The sequence below is a fragment of the Curtobacterium sp. MCBD17_013 genome, assembly GCF_003234565.1.
Classification (GTDB): domain Bacteria; phylum Actinomycetota; class Actinomycetes; order Actinomycetales; family Microbacteriaceae; genus Curtobacterium.
Genome location: NZ_QKTU01000004.1, coordinates 253032 through 269032, shown reverse-complemented (window position 1 = coordinate 269032; position 16001 = coordinate 253032). Strand labels below are relative to the sequence as shown.

The window sequence follows — 16001 nt, the reverse complement described above, 5'->3', positions numbered from 1 at the left end:
ATCCGAGCCGCCCCCCGGTGCGGAGCGTAGCCTCCGCTCGTCCCCCCACCCCGACCCGACAGGAGCACCTGCATGCGTCACGTCACCCTCGGAACCCTCGACGTCGGCCGACTCGGTCTCGGCTGCATGGGCATGAGCGCCTTCTACTCCGGTGCCGCCGCCGACGACGCCGCGTCGACCGCCACGATCCACCGCGCCGTCGAACTCGGCGTCACGTTCTTCGACACCGCCGAGATCTACGGCCCCTACACGAACGAGGAACTCGTCGGCGCGGCCCTCCGCGAGCACCGCGACGAGGTCGTCATCGCCACGAAGGGCGGCAACATCCGGCACCGCGGCGACGGCCAGCGCGGCACGGACGGCAGCCCCGAGAACATCCGCATCGCCGTCGAGGGCTCGCTGCAGCGCCTCGGCACCGACCACATCGACCTCTACTACCAGCACCGCATGGACCCGGACACCCCGATCGAGGACACGGTCGGCGCGTTCGCGGAGCTCATCGAGCAGGGCAAGATCCTGCACTACGGCCTGTCCGAGGCGGCGCCCGAGCGGATCCGAGCCGCGCACGCCGTGCACCCGGTCACCGCCGTGCAGTCGGAGTACTCGCTGTGGACGCGGGACCCGGAGGAGGCCGTCATCCCCGTCCTCCGCGAACTCGGCATCGGCTTCGTGCCGTACTCGCCGCTCGGCCGCGGGTTCCTCACCGGCGCGCTCCGTGACCCCTCGAAGCTCGACGCCGACGACTTCCGTCGGAACAACCCGCGGTTCCAGGGCGAGGCGCTCCAGCAGAACCTGGCGATCGTCGACGAGGTCGAGCGCATCGCCCGCGAGGTCGACGCGACCCCGGCGCAGATCGCGCTCGCGTGGGTGCTCGCCAAGGGCGACGACATGGCGCCCATCCCCGGGACGAAGCGCATCGAGCGGCTCGAGGAGAACCTCGCGGCCGACGACCTCGTGCTGACGCCCGAGCAGATGGCCGCGCTCGACCGGCTCGAGCCGGCCGCGGGCGACCGCTACCCGGACATGTCGGGCCTCAACATCTGAGGACGCGCCCCGACGGACGGACGCGGGCAGCGCCTCCTGGCAGTGGGAATGCCGGGAGGCGCTGCCCGCTTATACACTCCGGTGCGGATTCCGGTCAACTACGGACTGGACAGCACCGAAACCGGCGACCTATGATAGAGGTTCGCGCTCCCTGGCATCGGTGTCGTCATATTGCGGTCGACCAAGGCCCCTGGTGCAGCGCTCCGGCTCTACCCCGTATATGGCGGCGGGGGTGACGGAGCAGCTCGCCTGATCATCCCACACCGACTCATCGGACCCAGGTCCGACACGGTGCGGGGTGCCCACCCGGGGTCGCCGAGCGATCAGTCCATCCACCTACATACTGCCCGTCAGTATCGGCCCGACGGGGCCATCCGGAGGTTACCCCCTTGGCTGCTGCGCCCAACGCATCCACCAACTCACCCAAGAACGGCCGCGCTCACCAGCGGCTCTCGTTCGCCAAGATCAAGGACACGCTCACCGTCCCCGATCTCCTCGCCCTCCAGACCGAGAGCTTCGACTGGCTCGTCGGCAACGACACCTGGAAGGCCCGCCTCGCCGAGGGGCAGGAGCAGGGTCGCACGGACCTCGCGCTCCACTCCGGGCTCGAGGAGATCTTCGAGGAGATCTCCCCGATCGAGGACCTGGGCGAGACCATGCAGCTCTCGTTCACGGCCCCCGAGCTCGAGGACCCCAAGTACTCGATCGACGAGTGCAAGGAGCGCGGCAAGACCTACGCCGCGCCGCTGTACGTCAACGCCGAGTTCATGAACCACATGACCGGTGAGATCAAGACGCAGACCGTGTTCATGGGCGACTTCCCGCTCATGACCGAGCGCGGCACGTTCATCATCAACGGCACCGAGCGCGTCGTCGTCTCGCAGCTCGTCCGTTCGCCCGGTGTGTACTTCGAGCGCGCCCAGGAGAAGACGTCCGACAAGGACATCTACTCCGCTCGCGTCATCCCGTCGCGCGGTGCCTGGCTCGAGTTCGAGATCGACAAGCGCGACCAGGTCGGTGTCCGCATCGACCGCAAGCGCAAGCAGTCCGTCACGGTCTTCCTCAAGGCGCTCGGCCTGACGAGCGAGGAGATCCTCGACGAGTTCAAGGGCTTCGCGTCGATCGAGGCCACCCTCGAGAAGGACGCCATCCTCACCAAGGAGGAGGCGCTCAAGGACATCTACCGCAAGCTCCGTCCGGGCGAGCAGGTCGCTGCCGAGGCCGCGCGTGCGCTCCTCGACAACTTCTACTTCAACCCGAAGCGGTACGACCTGGCCAAGGTGGGTCGCTACAAGATCAACCGCAAGCTCGGCATCGACGCGCCGCTGTCCGACTCGGTCCTGACCGTCGCCGACATCGTCGCGACCATCAAGTACCTCGTCGCGCTCCACGCCGAGCAGAAGACGCTGAACGGCGTCCGCGACGGCGAGCCGGTCCAGCTCCGCCTCGACGTCGACGACATCGACCACTTCGGCAACCGTCGCATCCGCGCCGTCGGCGAGCTCATCCAGAACCAGGTCCGTACCGGTCTGTCCCGCATGGAGCGCGTCGTCCGCGAGCGCATGACCACGCAGGACATCGAGGCGATCACGCCGCAGACCCTGATCAACGTCCGCCCCGTCGTGGCCGCGATCAAGGAGTTCTTCGGGACCAGCCAGCTGTCGCAGTTCATGGACCAGAACAACCCGCTCGCGGGCCTGACGCACAAGCGTCGTCTGTCGGCCCTCGGTCCGGGTGGTCTGTCGCGTGAGCGTGCCGGCGTCGAGGTCCGTGACGTCCACCCGTCGCACTACGGCCGCATGTGCCCGATCGAGACCCCGGAAGGCCCGAACATCGGCCTCATCGGTTCGCTCGCCTCGTTCGCCCGGATCAACTCCTTCGGGTTCATCGAGACGCCGTACCGCCGAGTGGTCAACGGTCAGGTCACGACGAACATCGACTACCTCACCGCCTCGGAAGAGGACGACTACGTCGTCGCCCAGGCGAACGCCCCGCTGACGAGCGACTTCAACTTCGTCGACGACAAGGTGCTCGTCCGCAAGAAGGGCGGCGAGGTCGAGCTCGTCGACAAGGCCGAGGTCGACTACATGGACGTCTCGCCGCGCCAGATGGTGTCGGTCGCGACCTCGCTCATCCCGTTCCTCGAGCACGACGACGCGAACCGCGCCCTCATGGGTGCGAACATGCAGCGCCAGGCCGTGCCGCTCCTCCGCTCCGAGTCGCCGCTCGTCGGCACCGGCATGGAGGGCTACACCGCGATCGACGCCGGTGACGTCGTCACCGCCGACGCCGCTGGTGTCGTGTCCGAGGTCTCGGCCGACGCGGTCACCGTCCAGCTCGACGAGGGCGGGACGCAGACCTACTACCTGCGCAAGTTCGACCGCTCGAACCAGGGCACGAGCTACAACCACCGCGTGATCGTCAACGCCGGTGAGCGCATCGAGGCCGGCGAGGTCATCGCCGACGGCCCCGCGACGGAGAACGGCGAGCTCGCGCTCGGCAAGAACCTCCTCGTCGCGTTCATGCCGTGGGAGGGCTACAACTACGAGGACGCGATGATCCTGTCGCAGAACCTCGTGAAGGACGACGTCCTCTCCTCGATCCACATCGAGGAGTACGAGGTCGACGCCCGCGACACCAAGCTGGGCAAGGAGGAGATCACCCGCGACCTGCCGAACGTCAGCCCGGACCTCCTGGCCGACCTCGACGAGCGCGGCATCATCCGCATCGGTGCCGAGGTCCGCCCCGGCGACATCCTGGTCGGCAAGGTCACGCCGAAGGGCGAGACCGAGCTCAGCGCCGAGGAGCGCCTGCTCCGCGCGATCTTCAACGAGAAGTCGCGCGAGGTCCGTGACACCTCGCTCAAGGTGCCGCACGGTGAAGAGGGCACGATCATCGGCGTCAAGGTGTTCGACGCGCAGGACGGCGACGACGAGCTCGGCTCGGGCGTCAACCAGCGCGTGGTCGTCTACATCGCCCAGAAGCGCAAGATCACCGCGGGTGACAAGCTCGCCGGCCGCCACGGGAACAAGGGCGTCATCTCGACGATCCTCCCGGTCGAGGACATGCCGTTCCTCGCCGACGGCACGCCGGTCGACATCGTCCTCAACCCGCTCGGCGTCCCCGGCCGCATGAACTTCGGCCAGGTCCTCGAGATCCACCTCGGGTGGCTCGCCAAGCAGGGCTGGAACGTCGAGGGCATCCAGGAGTGGGCCGAGAACCTGCCGGAGGCCGCGCGCACCGCGGCTCCGGGCACGAAGGTCGCGACCCCGGTGTTCGACGGCGCGGCGGAGCGCGAGATCGAGGGACTCCTCGACTCGACCCTCCCGAACCGCGACGGTGAGCGGCTGATCGGCTCCTCGGGCAAGGCGCAGCTCTTCGACGGTCGCTCCGGCGAGCCGTTCCCGGAGCCCGTCTCGGTCGGCTACATGTACATCCTGAAGCTGCACCACCTGGTGGACGACAAGATCCACGCCCGCTCGACCGGTCCGTACTCGATGATCACGCAGCAGCCGCTGGGTGGGAAGGCGCAGTTCGGCGGTCAGCGCTTCGGCGAGATGGAGGTCTGGGCCCTCGAGGCCTACGGCGCCGCGTACGCCCTCCAGGAGCTCCTCACGATCAAGTCCGACGACATCCTCGGCCGCGTCAAGGTGTACGAGGCGATCGTCAAGGGCGAGAACATCCAGGAGCCCGGCATCCCGGAGAGCTTCAAGGTCCTCATGAAGGAGATGCAGTCGCTCTGCCTGAACGTCGAGGTCCTCTCGGCCGACGGCACCGCGGTCAGCCTCCGCGACACGGACGACGAGGTCTTCCGCGCCGCTGAAGAGCTCGGCATCAACATCTCCTCGCGGTTCGAGTCGTCCACGATCGACGACATCTGATCCCGCCCGACACACGTCAGATCCAGCAAGAGAGAAGAACATTGCTCGAAGCAACTTCCTTTGACGCACTGCGGATCGGCCTCGCCACGGCCGACGACATCCGTCAGTGGTCGTACGGCGAGGTCAAGAAGCCGGAGACCATCAACTACCGCACCCTCAAGCCCGAGAAGGACGGTCTGTTCGGCGAGCAGATCTTCGGTCCCTCCCGCGACTGGGAGTGCGCCTGCGGCAAGTACAAGCGCGTCCGGTTCAAGGGCATCGTCTGCGAGCGCTGCGGTGTCGAGGTCACCAAGTCCTCGGTCCGCCGCGACCGCATGGGCCACATCGAGCTTGCCGCGCCCGTCACGCACATCTGGTACTTCAAGGGCGTCCCGTCGCGCCTCGGGTACCTGCTCGACATGGCGCCGAAGGACCTCGAGAAGGTCATCTACTTCGCGGCGTACATGATCATCGACATCGACGAGGAGGGCCGTCACGCCGACATGCCCGGCCTCGAGAACGAGATGCGCCTCGAGATCAAGAACCTCGAGAACCAGCGCGACTCGATCATCGCCGACCGCCTCAAGAAGCTCGAGGACGACCTCGCGGCGCTCGAGGAAGAGGGCGCCAAGAGCGACCAGAAGCGTCGCACCAAGGACGGCGCCGAGAAGGAGATGTCGCAGGTCCGCAAGTCCTTCGACGAGGACATCACGCGCCTCGAGCGGGTGTGGGAGGACTTCCGCAACCTCAAGGTCGGCGACCTCAAGCCCGAGGACGCCGTGTTCCACGAGCTCCAGGACCGGTACGGGATCTACTTCGACGCCTACATGGGCGCCGAGGCGATCAAGCTCCGGCTCGAGGGCTTCGACCTGAACGCCGAGGCCGAGGCGCTGCACCTGCAGATCGCCGAGGGCAAGGGCCAGAAGAAGATCCGCGCGATCAAGCGTCTCCGCGTCGTGAACTCCTTCCTCATCACCGGCAACTCGCCGGCGGCGATGGTCCTCGACGTCGTGCCGGTGATCCCGCCGGAGCTGCGCCCGATGGTGCAGCTCGACGGTGGCCGCTTCGCCACGAGTGACCTCAACGACCTCTACCGTCGTGTGATCAACCGCAACAACCGTCTCCGCCGCCTGCTCGACCTCGGTGCACCCGAGATCATCGTGAACAACGAGAAGCGCATGCTGCAGGAGGCCGTGGACGCGCTGTTCGACAACGGTCGCCGTGGTCGTCCGGTCACGGGTACCGGCAACCGCGCCCTCAAGTCCCTGAGCGACATGCTCAAGGGCAAGCAGGGTCGCTTCCGCCAGAACCTGCTCGGCAAGCGCGTCGACTACTCCGGTCGTTCGGTCATCATCGTGGGCCCGCAGCTCAAGCTCCACCAGTGCGGTCTCCCGAAGCAGATGGCGCTCGAGCTGTTCAAGCCGTTCGTCATCAAGCGCCTGATCGACCTGTCGCACGCACAGAACATCAAGGCCGCCAAGCGCATGGTCGAGCGGTCACGCGCGCAGGTGTGGGACGTCCTCGAGGAGATCATCCGCGAGCGCCCCGTGCTGCTCAACCGCGCGCCCACGCTGCACCGCCTCGGCATCCAGGCCTTCGAGCCGCAGCTCGTCGAGGGCAAGGCGATCCAGCTCCACCCGCTCGTGTGTGCCGCGTTCAACGCGGACTTCGACGGTGACCAGATGGCCGTGCACCTGCCGCTGTCGGTCGAGGCCCAGGCCGAGGCTCGCATCCTGATGCTCGCCTCGAACAACATCCTCAAGCCGTCGGACGGCCGCCCGGTGACCCTGCCCGCGCAGGACATGATCATCGGTCTGCACCACCTGACGACCGTCACCGAGGGTGCCGTCGGCGAGGGCCGTGCGTTCTCGTCCGTCGCCGAGGCGATCCTCGCGAAGGACCAGGGCTCGCTGCACCTCAACGCGCTCGTGAAGATCCGCATGTCGGACCTCCACTTCGCCGAGGGCGAGGCCCCCGAGGGCTTCGAGGCCGGTCAGCCGTTCATCCTCGAGACGACGCTCGGTCGCGCGCTCTTCAACGAGACCCTCCCGGCGGACTACCCGTTCGTCCAGAAGGTCGCGGACAAGGGCACCCTGTCGTCGATCGTGAACGACCTCGCGGAGCGGTACCCCAAGGTCGAGGTCGCTGCGGCGCTCGACCGGATCAAGGACGCCGGCTTCTACTGGGGCACCCGCTCGGGCGTCACGGTGGCGCTGTCGGACGTCGTGACCCCGCCCCGCAAGAAGGAGATCATCGCCGGCTACGAGACGCAGGCGGCGAAGGTCCAGGGCGAGTTCGACAAGGGTCTGATCACCGACGCCGAGCGTCGCGCGGACCTGATCAAGATCTGGACCGAAGCCACGAACGAGATCGCGCAGGAGATGCGCGACAACTTCCCGAAGGACAACACCATCAACCGCATGGTGTCCTCGGGTGCTCGTGGTAACTGGCTCCAGGTCCGGAACATCGCCGGTATGCGTGGTCTGGTGAACAACCCGAAGGGCGAGATCATCGCCCGCCCGATCATCAACTCCTACCGGGAGGGCCTGACCGTGGCGGAGTACTTCATCGCCACGCACGGTGCCCGCAAGGGCCTCGCCGACACCGCGCTCCGCACGGCGGACTCCGGGTACCTCACCCGTCGTCTCGTCGACGTGTCGCAGGACGTCATCATCCGTGAGGACGACTGCGGGACGACGCGTGGACTCGAGCTGCCGATCGCGACCAAGGACGCGGACGGCACGATGCACCGCGACGCCACGGTCGAGAACACCGTGTACTCCCGCACGCTCGCGACCGCGGTCACGGACGAGCAGGGCACGGTCCTCGCCGAGGCCGGTGAGGACGTCGGTGACGTCCTCATCGACAAGCTCGTCGCGGCGGGTGTCGAGAGCATCAAGGTGCGCTCGGTCCTGACGTGCGAGTCGGCGGTCGGCGTCTGCGCGAAGTGCTACGGCCGCTCGCTCGCCACGGGCAACCTGGTGGACATCGGCGAGGCCGTCGGCATCATCGCGGCCCAGTCGATCGGCGAGCCCGGCACGCAGCTCACGATGCGCACGTTCCACACGGGTGGTTCGGCGTCGGCGGACGACATCACGCAGGGTCTGCCCCGCGTGACGGAGCTCTTCGAGGCACGCACCCCGAAGGGTGCGTCGCCCATCGCGGAGGCCGCCGGTCGCGTGACGATCGAGGACACGGACAAGCAGCGTCGGGTCATCCTGACGCCGGACAACGGTGACGAGCCGTTCGTCTACCCGGTGCTCAAGCGTGCGACCCTCCTCGTCGAGGACGGCCAGCACGTCGAGCTCGGCGAGCAGTTCATCGCCGGCACGGTCGACCCGAAGGAGGTCCTCCGGGTCAAGGGTGTCCGCGAGGTGCAGAAGCACCTGGTGGGCGGCGTGCAGGACGTGTACCGCTCGCAGGGTGTGCCGATCCACGACAAGCACATCGAGGTCATCGTCCGCCAGATGCTCCGCAAGGTGACGGTCGTCGACCACGCCGACACCGAGCTGCTCCCGGGTGAGCTCGTCGACCGTTCGCGGTACAACGAGATCAACCGTGCGGCGCTCCAGGAGGGCAAGAAGACCGCTTCCGCCCGCCAGGAGGTCATGGGCATCACCAAGGCGTCCCTCGCGACCGAGTCGTGGCTGTCCGCCGCGTCCTTCCAGGAGACCACCCGCGTCCTGACGCAGGCGGCCATGGAGGGCAAGCAGGACCAGCTCGTCGGTCTCAAGGAGAACGTCATCATCGGCAAGCTCATCCCCGCGGGGACGGGCCTCAGCCGGTACCGGAACGTGGACGTCCAGGCCACCGAGGAAGCCAAGGCGGAGCGGTACCCCAACCGCATCTTCGCCGACGACTCCTCGTTCTCGGACGCCGACCTGAGCTTCGTCGACTTCGACAGCTTCTCGTCGGACGACTTCACGCCGGGTACCTACAACTGAGTCAGGTGACCACGAAGGGCCCCGCACCGATCATCGATGCGGGGCCCTTCCGCGTTCCCCCCTCCGGTCCCTTCGGGAGATCGCAGTCGTCGCCGTTCCGACCGGGGTCGGAGCGACAACCACTGCGATCTCGCCGGTGCTCTGTGGCCGGCCGCGGCCGGGAGGGGCGGTGGGCGGCCGCCCCGTTCCTCCCGACCGGCGTCAGCCCTTGCCGGGCGCGCGACCGGCGTCGCTGTCGCGCCCGGACTCGTCACGACCCGTCTCGTCGATGAGCGAGTAGAGGCTCAACACGTTGCCGTCGGGATCGCGGAAGTCGAAGTACTCGACGGCGCCGGGGACCCGGGCGATCGGGCCGACGTCGATGCCGAGGGCGCCGATCCGCGCGTGCTGGGCGGCGACGTCATCGACGCCGAACCGGACGGCCACGCACTGCTCCTCGGCGTGCTCGTCCTCGTACAGCTGGATCCAGATGCCGCTGACCTCGTACTCGGCGACGCCGTCGGCGGGCTCGAGGTCGGGCTCGGCGCGCTCGAACACCGCGCCGTACCAGAGGCACGACGCCTCGATGTCGGTGACGGGGAGCCCGACGGTCACGCTCGTGATGTCCATGGTCCATCTTGCGACACCGGCGCTGTGCCCGTCGAGATCCCCGCCGCGCCGGACGGACGGTTCCTGGGAGACTGGCGGCATGAGCACGAGCACCACGTCCCTCGCCGAGCGGGTGACCGCTCCGGCGGCCCTGTCGCTGCCCACGTCGATCGCCGGGCTGTCGTTCCGGCCGCTCGAGCAGCGTGACCTCGAGGCCGTGCACCAGCTCATCGTCGCCGCTGCCGCGGTCGACGCCCCGACGTGGCGGCCCTCCCGAGGCGAGATCGCCCACTGGTTCTCCACAAGTGGCGTCGATCCGCAGCGGGACGGCCTCGTCGGCGTCGATGTTGGTGGGCATGTCATGGCTGCAGCGCTCGACCTCGCGGTCCCCGGACGCGAGACCATGCTCCGCGTCCTGCTCCTCGGCGCCGTGCACCCCGACGTCCGCGGGCAGGGGATCGGCCGACGCGTCCTCGCCTGGCAACTCGGTCGCGGTCGGCAGCTCCTCGCGGCCTCGGAGCTCACGGTGCCGGGCATGCTCGAACTCGTCGCGGCCGAGGGCTCGGGACCGCTGCGCCTCGCCGCACGCGCCGGTCTCGTGCCGCTCCGGTACTGGCTCGAGCTCGAACGTGACCTCGCCGATCCGATCCCCGAGCGCGTCGTCCCGGACGGGTTCGTGCTCCGGCCGTCCGTCGAGTCCGACGTCGAGGCGATCCGCATCGCCCGGAACGACGCCTTCCGCGACCACTGGGGATCGCAGTCGACCCCGGCCGAGGACTGGGCGCGCCGGTTCCACGAGGACACCTTCCGCTTCGACCTCTCGTACGTCGTCGTCGACGGGTCGGGAGTCGTGGTCGCGTTCTCGGTCACCGAGGTCGATCCCGACGCCTTCGCCGCCCGGGGTGGATCTCACGCCTACGTCGACTACGTGGGGGTCGTGCGCGACCACCGAGGGCGGGGACTCGCCCCGCTCGTGCTCGGCGCGACCATGCGGGCAGCCCAGCGGGCCGGCCTCGACCACGTCGTGCTCGACGTCGACGCGGAGAACCCCTCCGGGGCGCTCGGCCTCTACGAGCGGATGGGGTTCGTACGGGCGCGCACGACCGTCAGCCACGCAGCGCTGTTCTGATCCAGCGCGGTCCCCCCTCTTTCTGGGACTGCGCCCGGATCATGCGCACGAATTAGCGTGGGTCAACGTCCGAGAACGCGGCGTCCCGGGTCCGATCCGCATCGCGTTCCGGCCGCATCGACGAGGTCTCGGTCATCCCTGCCGTGCCGCGTCCCCTGATCGTGCGAGAACAAGGAGGTGAGGAGCGCCATGGCGACCCTCTCGGAGATCCTCATCCTCAACGGCGCGCTGCCGATCGAGCACCTCGACACCCTCACCGGCGACGAGCAGGTGGACGAGCGGGCGATCCGGTCCCTCGTCGACCAGGGCGTCGTGAGCGAGGCCCAGTTCGTCACGGCGCGTGCGGCGTCGAACAACTCGAAGTCCGTGCCGCTCACCGACTACCCCGTCGACGGCACCGCGGTGTCCATGCTCCCGGCCGCCCTGTGTCGTCGGCACGGGATCCTCGGCGTCGGGTTCGAGGGCGAGGCCCTCGTCCTCGCGATGGTGAACCCGGCGAACGTGCTCGCCCTCGACGACGCCCGTGCCGCGTCCGGTCGGGTCATCAAGCCGCTGCAGGTGGACGAGCGCGACATGGTCGCCGCACTCGACCGGTACCTCCGTGCGGACGACGAACTCAACGACCTGACCTCCTCGCTCGAGGAGGAAGCTGGTGTGCACCACGACGAGCAGGTCGACATCGGCGACGGTGGCCTCGACGACGTCCCGATCGTCCGGTTCGTGAACCTGCTCGTGTCGCAGGCGATCCAGGACCACGCGTCCGACATCCACATCGAGCCCGGCGAGCACGACGTCCGGGTCCGCTACCGCATCGACGGCGTGCTGCACGAGATGACGCCGGCGCCGAAGAACATCCAGAACGGTGTCATCAGCCGGCTCAAGATCATGAGCGACATCGACATCGCCGAGCGACGGAAGCCGCAGGACGGCCGCATGTCCGTGCGGCACGGCGGCCGGCAGATCGACCTCCGCGTCGCGACGCTCCCCACCGTGTGGGGCGAGAAGGTCGTCATGCGGATCCTCGACAACTCGAACACGTCGATGTCCCTGCGCGACCTCAACCTGCTCGAGCGCAACGCCGAGGCGTACAAGCGCTCCTACTCCAAGCCGTACGGCATGATCCTCGTCACGGGCCCGACGGGTTCCGGTAAGTCGACCACGCTGTACACGACGTTGAACGCCGTCGCGAAGCCCGAGATCAACGTCATCACCGTCGAGGACCCGGTGGAGTACCGGATGCCGGGCGTCAACCAGGTGCAGGTCAACCCGAAGGCGGGCCTGACGTTCGCCTCGGCGCTGCGGAGCATCCTCCGGTCCGACCCCGACGTGGTCCTGCTCGGTGAGATCCGCGACCACGAGACGGCCCAGATCGCCATCGAGGCGTCGCTCACCGGTCACCTCGTGCTCTCGACCCTCCACACGAACGACGCCCCGAGCGCGGTCACCCGCCTCACCGAGATGGGCATCGAGCCGTTCCTCGTCGGCTCTGCCCTCGACTGCGTCGTCGCGCAGCGCCTCGCCCGCAAGCTCTGCGACCGCTGCAAGGCACCGGCGAACCACACCATGGAGCGACTCCAGGACCTCCGCTTCATCGACGACGTGGCGCAGCCCCTGCCGACCGTGTACGCACCGGTCGGCTGCGCCGTGTGCTCGAACACCGGGTACCGCGGCCGCATCGCCCTGCACGAGGTCATGACGGTATCCGAGGAGATCGAACGCCTCGCCGTCTCCCGCAGCTCGAGCGTCGAGATCAGCCGGGTCGCCCAGGCCCAGGGCATGCTCACGCTCCGCCAGGACGGCTGGGAGAAGGTCAAGCTCGGCCTCACCAGCGTCGAGGAGATCCTGCGCGTCGTCGCGTAGCCCAGAGAACGAACGAACAGGTCATCGCATGAGTGATTCGGTCTACGACCTCGGTGCCGGCTCGGACGAGCCCGTCGCCGGATGGCACCCCGGCTCCGCGGGCAACGTCGTCGGTGGACGGCGCGCGGCGCGGCTCGCGGAGACCGGCCAGCAGCCGGTCGTCGCGGGCACCGGGCGTGTGTTCGACCTGTCGGAGGATGCTGCGTGGGCCGCGGCGAACACGGCGTCGGTGTCGTCCCCGTACTCGGAGCCGGTGTACGCCTCGCCCGACGGCAGCGTCCCGGCGACACCGCCGGCACCGCAGTACCCCGTCGCCTCCTCCGTCGCCTATGCCGCTCCGTCCGAGGTCGCGACCGCCCAGGTGCCGGTACAACCCGCCCCGCCGACCACGGTCCTCCCGACCCCTGCGTTCGTGCCGGCGCCCCCCGCGCACGTCGCCGCGGCGGTCCCCACCGACGACGACGCGGTCGTCATCGAGTACACGCGACACGCGCGTGAGGTCGCCGACCCGGACCTCGTCGTCGCCCTCTCGCAGGTCGTGTACCAGGGCGCGTCGGACCTCCACGTCACCGCGGACGCGGCACCGACCGTGCGCGTCGACGGTTCGCTCCGTCCCGCCGTGCCGGGAGGCCCGTGGTCGCGCGACAAGGTCATCAACGCGCTCACGACACTGCTCAGCCCGGAGCAGCTGCGGCAGTTCGAGTCGGAGCAGGAACTCGACTTCGCGTACTCGCTGTCGACCGAGTCGCGGTTCCGCGTGAACTTCTACCAGCAGCGCGGGAACTGGGGCGCGGCCTTCCGCATCATCCCCACCAGGATCAAGAGCCTCAAGCAGCTGGGCATCCCGGAGCACATCGGCGAGTTCGCCAAGTTGCCCCGTGGGCTCGTGCTCGTCACCGGCCCGACGGGGTCCGGCAAGTCGACGACCCTCGCCGCGCTCATCGACCTCGTCAACGAGACTCGCGCCGACCACATCGTGACGGTCGAGGACCCGATCGAGTTCATGCACGAGCACAAGAAGGCGATCATCAACCAGCGCGAGGTCGGGGCCGACACCCGCTCGTTCGCGCAGGCGCTCAAGCACGTGCTCCGCCAGGACCCGGACGTCATCCTCATCGGCGAGCTCCGCGACCTCGAGACCATCTCGGTCGCGCTCACCGCGGCCGAGACCGGCCACCTGGTGTTCGCGACCCTGCACACGCAGAGTGCGCCCGGCACCATCGACCGTGTCATCGACGTCTTCCCGCCGCACCAGCAGGGGCAGATCCGGACCCAGCTCGCCGCGACCCTGCAGGGTGTCGTCTGCCAGACCCTCGTGCCCAAGGCGAACGGTTCGGGCCGCGTCGTGGCGACCGAGGTCATGGTGACCACGCCCGCCATCGCGAACCTCGTGCGTGAGGGCAAGACGTACCAGATCGTCTCGGCCATGCAGGCCGGCGGTGACGCCGGCATGCACACGATGGACCAGGACCTCGCCGAACTCGTCAACGTGGGCACCATCACGCGCCGGGCCGCGCTCGAGAAGGTGCACGACGAAGAGGGCTTCGGTCGCCTCGTCCAGCGCGTCGAGTCGCCGTCCGACTCGTCCGCCGCCGCCATCGCCGCGAGCGAGATCGACTTCGGCGACAAGTACTCGGGAGGCTACTGATGACCCTGGCGTTCGACTACCGCGGGCGTGACACCGCAGGCAAGCTCGTCAAGGGCAAGCTCGACGCCGCGAGTGAGGGTGCCGCCGTCGCGAGGCTCCGCACCATGGGCATCTCGCCGATCGCGCTCGACGAGGCCAAGCCGGGCACGGGCCTCCAGGCCGAGATCAAGATCCCGGGGTTCCAGAAGGGCGTCGGGCTCAAGGACCTCGCCATCATGGCGCGTCAGGCGTCCACCATGCTCTCATCCGGCCTGTCGCTGCTCCGCGCACTGACGATCCTGGCCGACCAGACTGAGTCGAAGAAGCTCAAGGAGATCCTCGGCAAGGTCCGCGACGAGGTCGAGCAGGGCGTCTCGTTCTCGGACGCCGTGTCGAAGTACCCCGTCGAGTTCCCGCCGATCATGATCAACATGATCCGTGCGGGTGAGACCGGCGGGTTCCTCGACCAGGCGATGGACTCGATCGCGATGAACTTCGAGAAGGAGCACAAGCTCCGCTCGACGATCAAGTCCGCGATGACCTACCCGACCGTCGTGCTGATCATGTCGCTGGCCAGCGTCGTGATCATGCTCATCTTCATCGTGCCGATCTTCCAGAACATGTTCGCGAGTCTCGGCGGCAAGCTCCCGTTGCCGACGATGATGCTCGTGTACGCATCGCATGCCATGGTCTGGCTCGGTCCGGTCCTGGCGGTGCTGATCATCGTCGGATGGCTCTGGTACCGCGCCAACAAGAACACCGACCGGGTGCGTGGGTTCCTCGACCCGATCCGGCTCAAGTTGCCGGTGTTCGGGCAATTGAGCACCAAGATCGTGATCGCCCGGTTCGCCCGCAATTTCGCGAACATGATCGGCGCCGGCGTGCCCATCCTGCAAGCGTTGAAGATCGTCGGCGAAGTGTCGAACAACTTCGTGGTGGAGAGGGCCCTGGACCGCGTCGCCGAATCCGTCCGAAAAGGTGAATCGATCGCCGCTCCACTGGCGCGGGAGAGTGTCTTTCCGCAAATGGTGAGTCAAATGGTCGCGGTCGGCGAGGACGCCGGTTCCATGGAGGTCATGCTCGAGAAGATCGCGGTGTTCTACGACGCCGAGGTCGAGTCGACCACCGAAGCCCTCACCTCCTTGATCGAGCCGCTGCTCATCGCGTTCCTCGGCGTCGTGGTCGGCGGGATGATCGTCGCGCTGTACCTGCCGATCTTCCAGATCACCACGCTCATCCACTGAATCTGACCGGAATGCCCCCGTGCGGGGGTGGTTCGCCCGCGAACTGCCCCCGTTTCTGGGGGCATTTCGCTTGCCCGATCACCCCCGTTCTCGGGATTCTCCCGAGCGAGTGCCCTGAATACGCTGGTCCCCGGCGGCGAGCACACGCCGGATCCAATTCTCCCCTCACATTCCCGAAAGAATGGAAATCTCATGTACTTCCGCCTCATGGGCAAGCTCAACGCTCGCCGGCAGAACCTGCTCGAGGAGAACGAGAAGGGCTTCACCCTGATCGAGCTCCTCGTCGTCGTGATCATCATCGGCATCCTCGCGGCGATCGCGATTCCGGTGTACCTCGGCGTGCAGAAGAACGCGCAGGACAGTGCCACGCAGTCCGACGTGTCGAACGCGAAGACGGCGGTCGTGAGCATTCAGACCGACATGGGCGTCGCCCCTGCTCCGGCCACGCTCGTGACGAGTGGTGCCGTGTCGAGCACCCCTCCCGCTGCTCCCAGCGGAAGCACCGCCACCACCACGCAGAGCTGGTCGAGCGCGGGTGTCACCGGGTCCTCGAACACCACCTCGTTGAAGCTCGTGTCGTCGAGCGGTAGCTCGTTCTGCATCATCGGCCAGAGCGTCAACAGCACCTACTTCTACGCAACTGACTCGAAGGGTGTGACCAAGGCCAGCGGCGCCATCACCGCCTGCCCGTAAGCAGTGCCGATC

The 16001-nt window shown here is 67.9% G+C and carries 9 protein-coding genes; 8 read left to right on the top strand and 1 reads right to left on the bottom strand.

Annotated elements, in window-relative coordinates:
• Positions 1–72: 72 nt before the first annotated feature.
• From DEI81_RS07370 to rpoC, 3 genes are all read left to right on the top strand, one after another.
• Complete coding sequence (locus DEI81_RS07370; RefSeq protein ID WP_111009883.1) at positions 73–1044, top strand: aldo/keto reductase; 972 nt, start codon at positions 73–75, stop codon at positions 1042–1044.
• 389 nt (positions 1045–1433) lie between these two features.
• Positions 1434–4925 (top strand): DNA-directed RNA polymerase subunit beta, encoded by a 3492-nt coding sequence (gene rpoB / locus DEI81_RS07365; RefSeq protein ID WP_111009882.1) that lies wholly within the window; start codon positions 1434–1436, stop codon positions 4923–4925.
• 41 nt (positions 4926–4966) lie between these two features.
• The gene (gene rpoC, locus DEI81_RS07360; protein ID WP_111009881.1) at positions 4967–8848 is read left to right on the top strand and encodes a DNA-directed RNA polymerase subunit beta'; all 3882 of its coding nucleotides are present in this window, start codon (positions 4967–4969) and stop codon (positions 8846–8848) included.
• Positions 8849–9049: 201 nt separating this feature from the next.
• Here the strand turns inward: rpoC and DEI81_RS07355 are convergent, their stop codons facing one another.
• The gene (locus DEI81_RS07355; RefSeq protein WP_111009880.1) at positions 9050–9457 is read right to left on the bottom strand and encodes a VOC family protein; all 408 of its coding nucleotides are present in this window, start codon (positions 9455–9457) and stop codon (positions 9050–9052) included.
• Between the two features lie 79 nt (positions 9458–9536).
• Here DEI81_RS07355 and DEI81_RS07350 point away from each other — a divergent pair, with 79 nt between their 5' ends.
• The 5 genes from DEI81_RS07350 to DEI81_RS16665 all read left to right on the top strand — a co-directional run bounded on the left by DEI81_RS07350 (position 9537) and on the right by DEI81_RS16665 (position 15989).
• Entirely contained in the window at positions 9537–10565 is a 1029-nt protein-coding gene (locus tag DEI81_RS07350; RefSeq protein WP_111009879.1) for a GNAT family N-acetyltransferase, read from the top strand.
• A gap of 189 nt (positions 10566–10754) precedes the next feature.
• Positions 10755–12425, top strand: a complete 1671-nt coding sequence (locus DEI81_RS07345) for a GspE/PulE family protein (protein ID WP_111009878.1) — start codon at positions 10755–10757, stop codon at positions 12423–12425.
• A 28-nt stretch (positions 12426–12453) separates the two neighbouring features.
• Entirely contained in the window at positions 12454–14073 is a 1620-nt protein-coding gene (locus tag DEI81_RS07340; protein ID WP_111009877.1) for a PilT/PilU family type 4a pilus ATPase, read from the top strand.
• A complete protein-coding gene (locus DEI81_RS07335) occupies positions 14073–15296 on the top strand; it encodes a type II secretion system F family protein (protein WP_111009876.1) in 1224 nt (407 codons plus the stop codon). Before DEI81_RS07340 ends, DEI81_RS07335 begins: the two co-directional genes overlap by 1 nt.
• Positions 15297–15488: 192 nt before the next feature.
• The gene (locus tag DEI81_RS16665) at positions 15489–15989 is read left to right on the top strand and encodes a type II secretion system protein (protein ID WP_284183582.1); all 501 of its coding nucleotides are present in this window, start codon (positions 15489–15491) and stop codon (positions 15987–15989) included.
• The last annotated feature ends 12 nt before the right edge of the window (positions 15990–16001 follow it).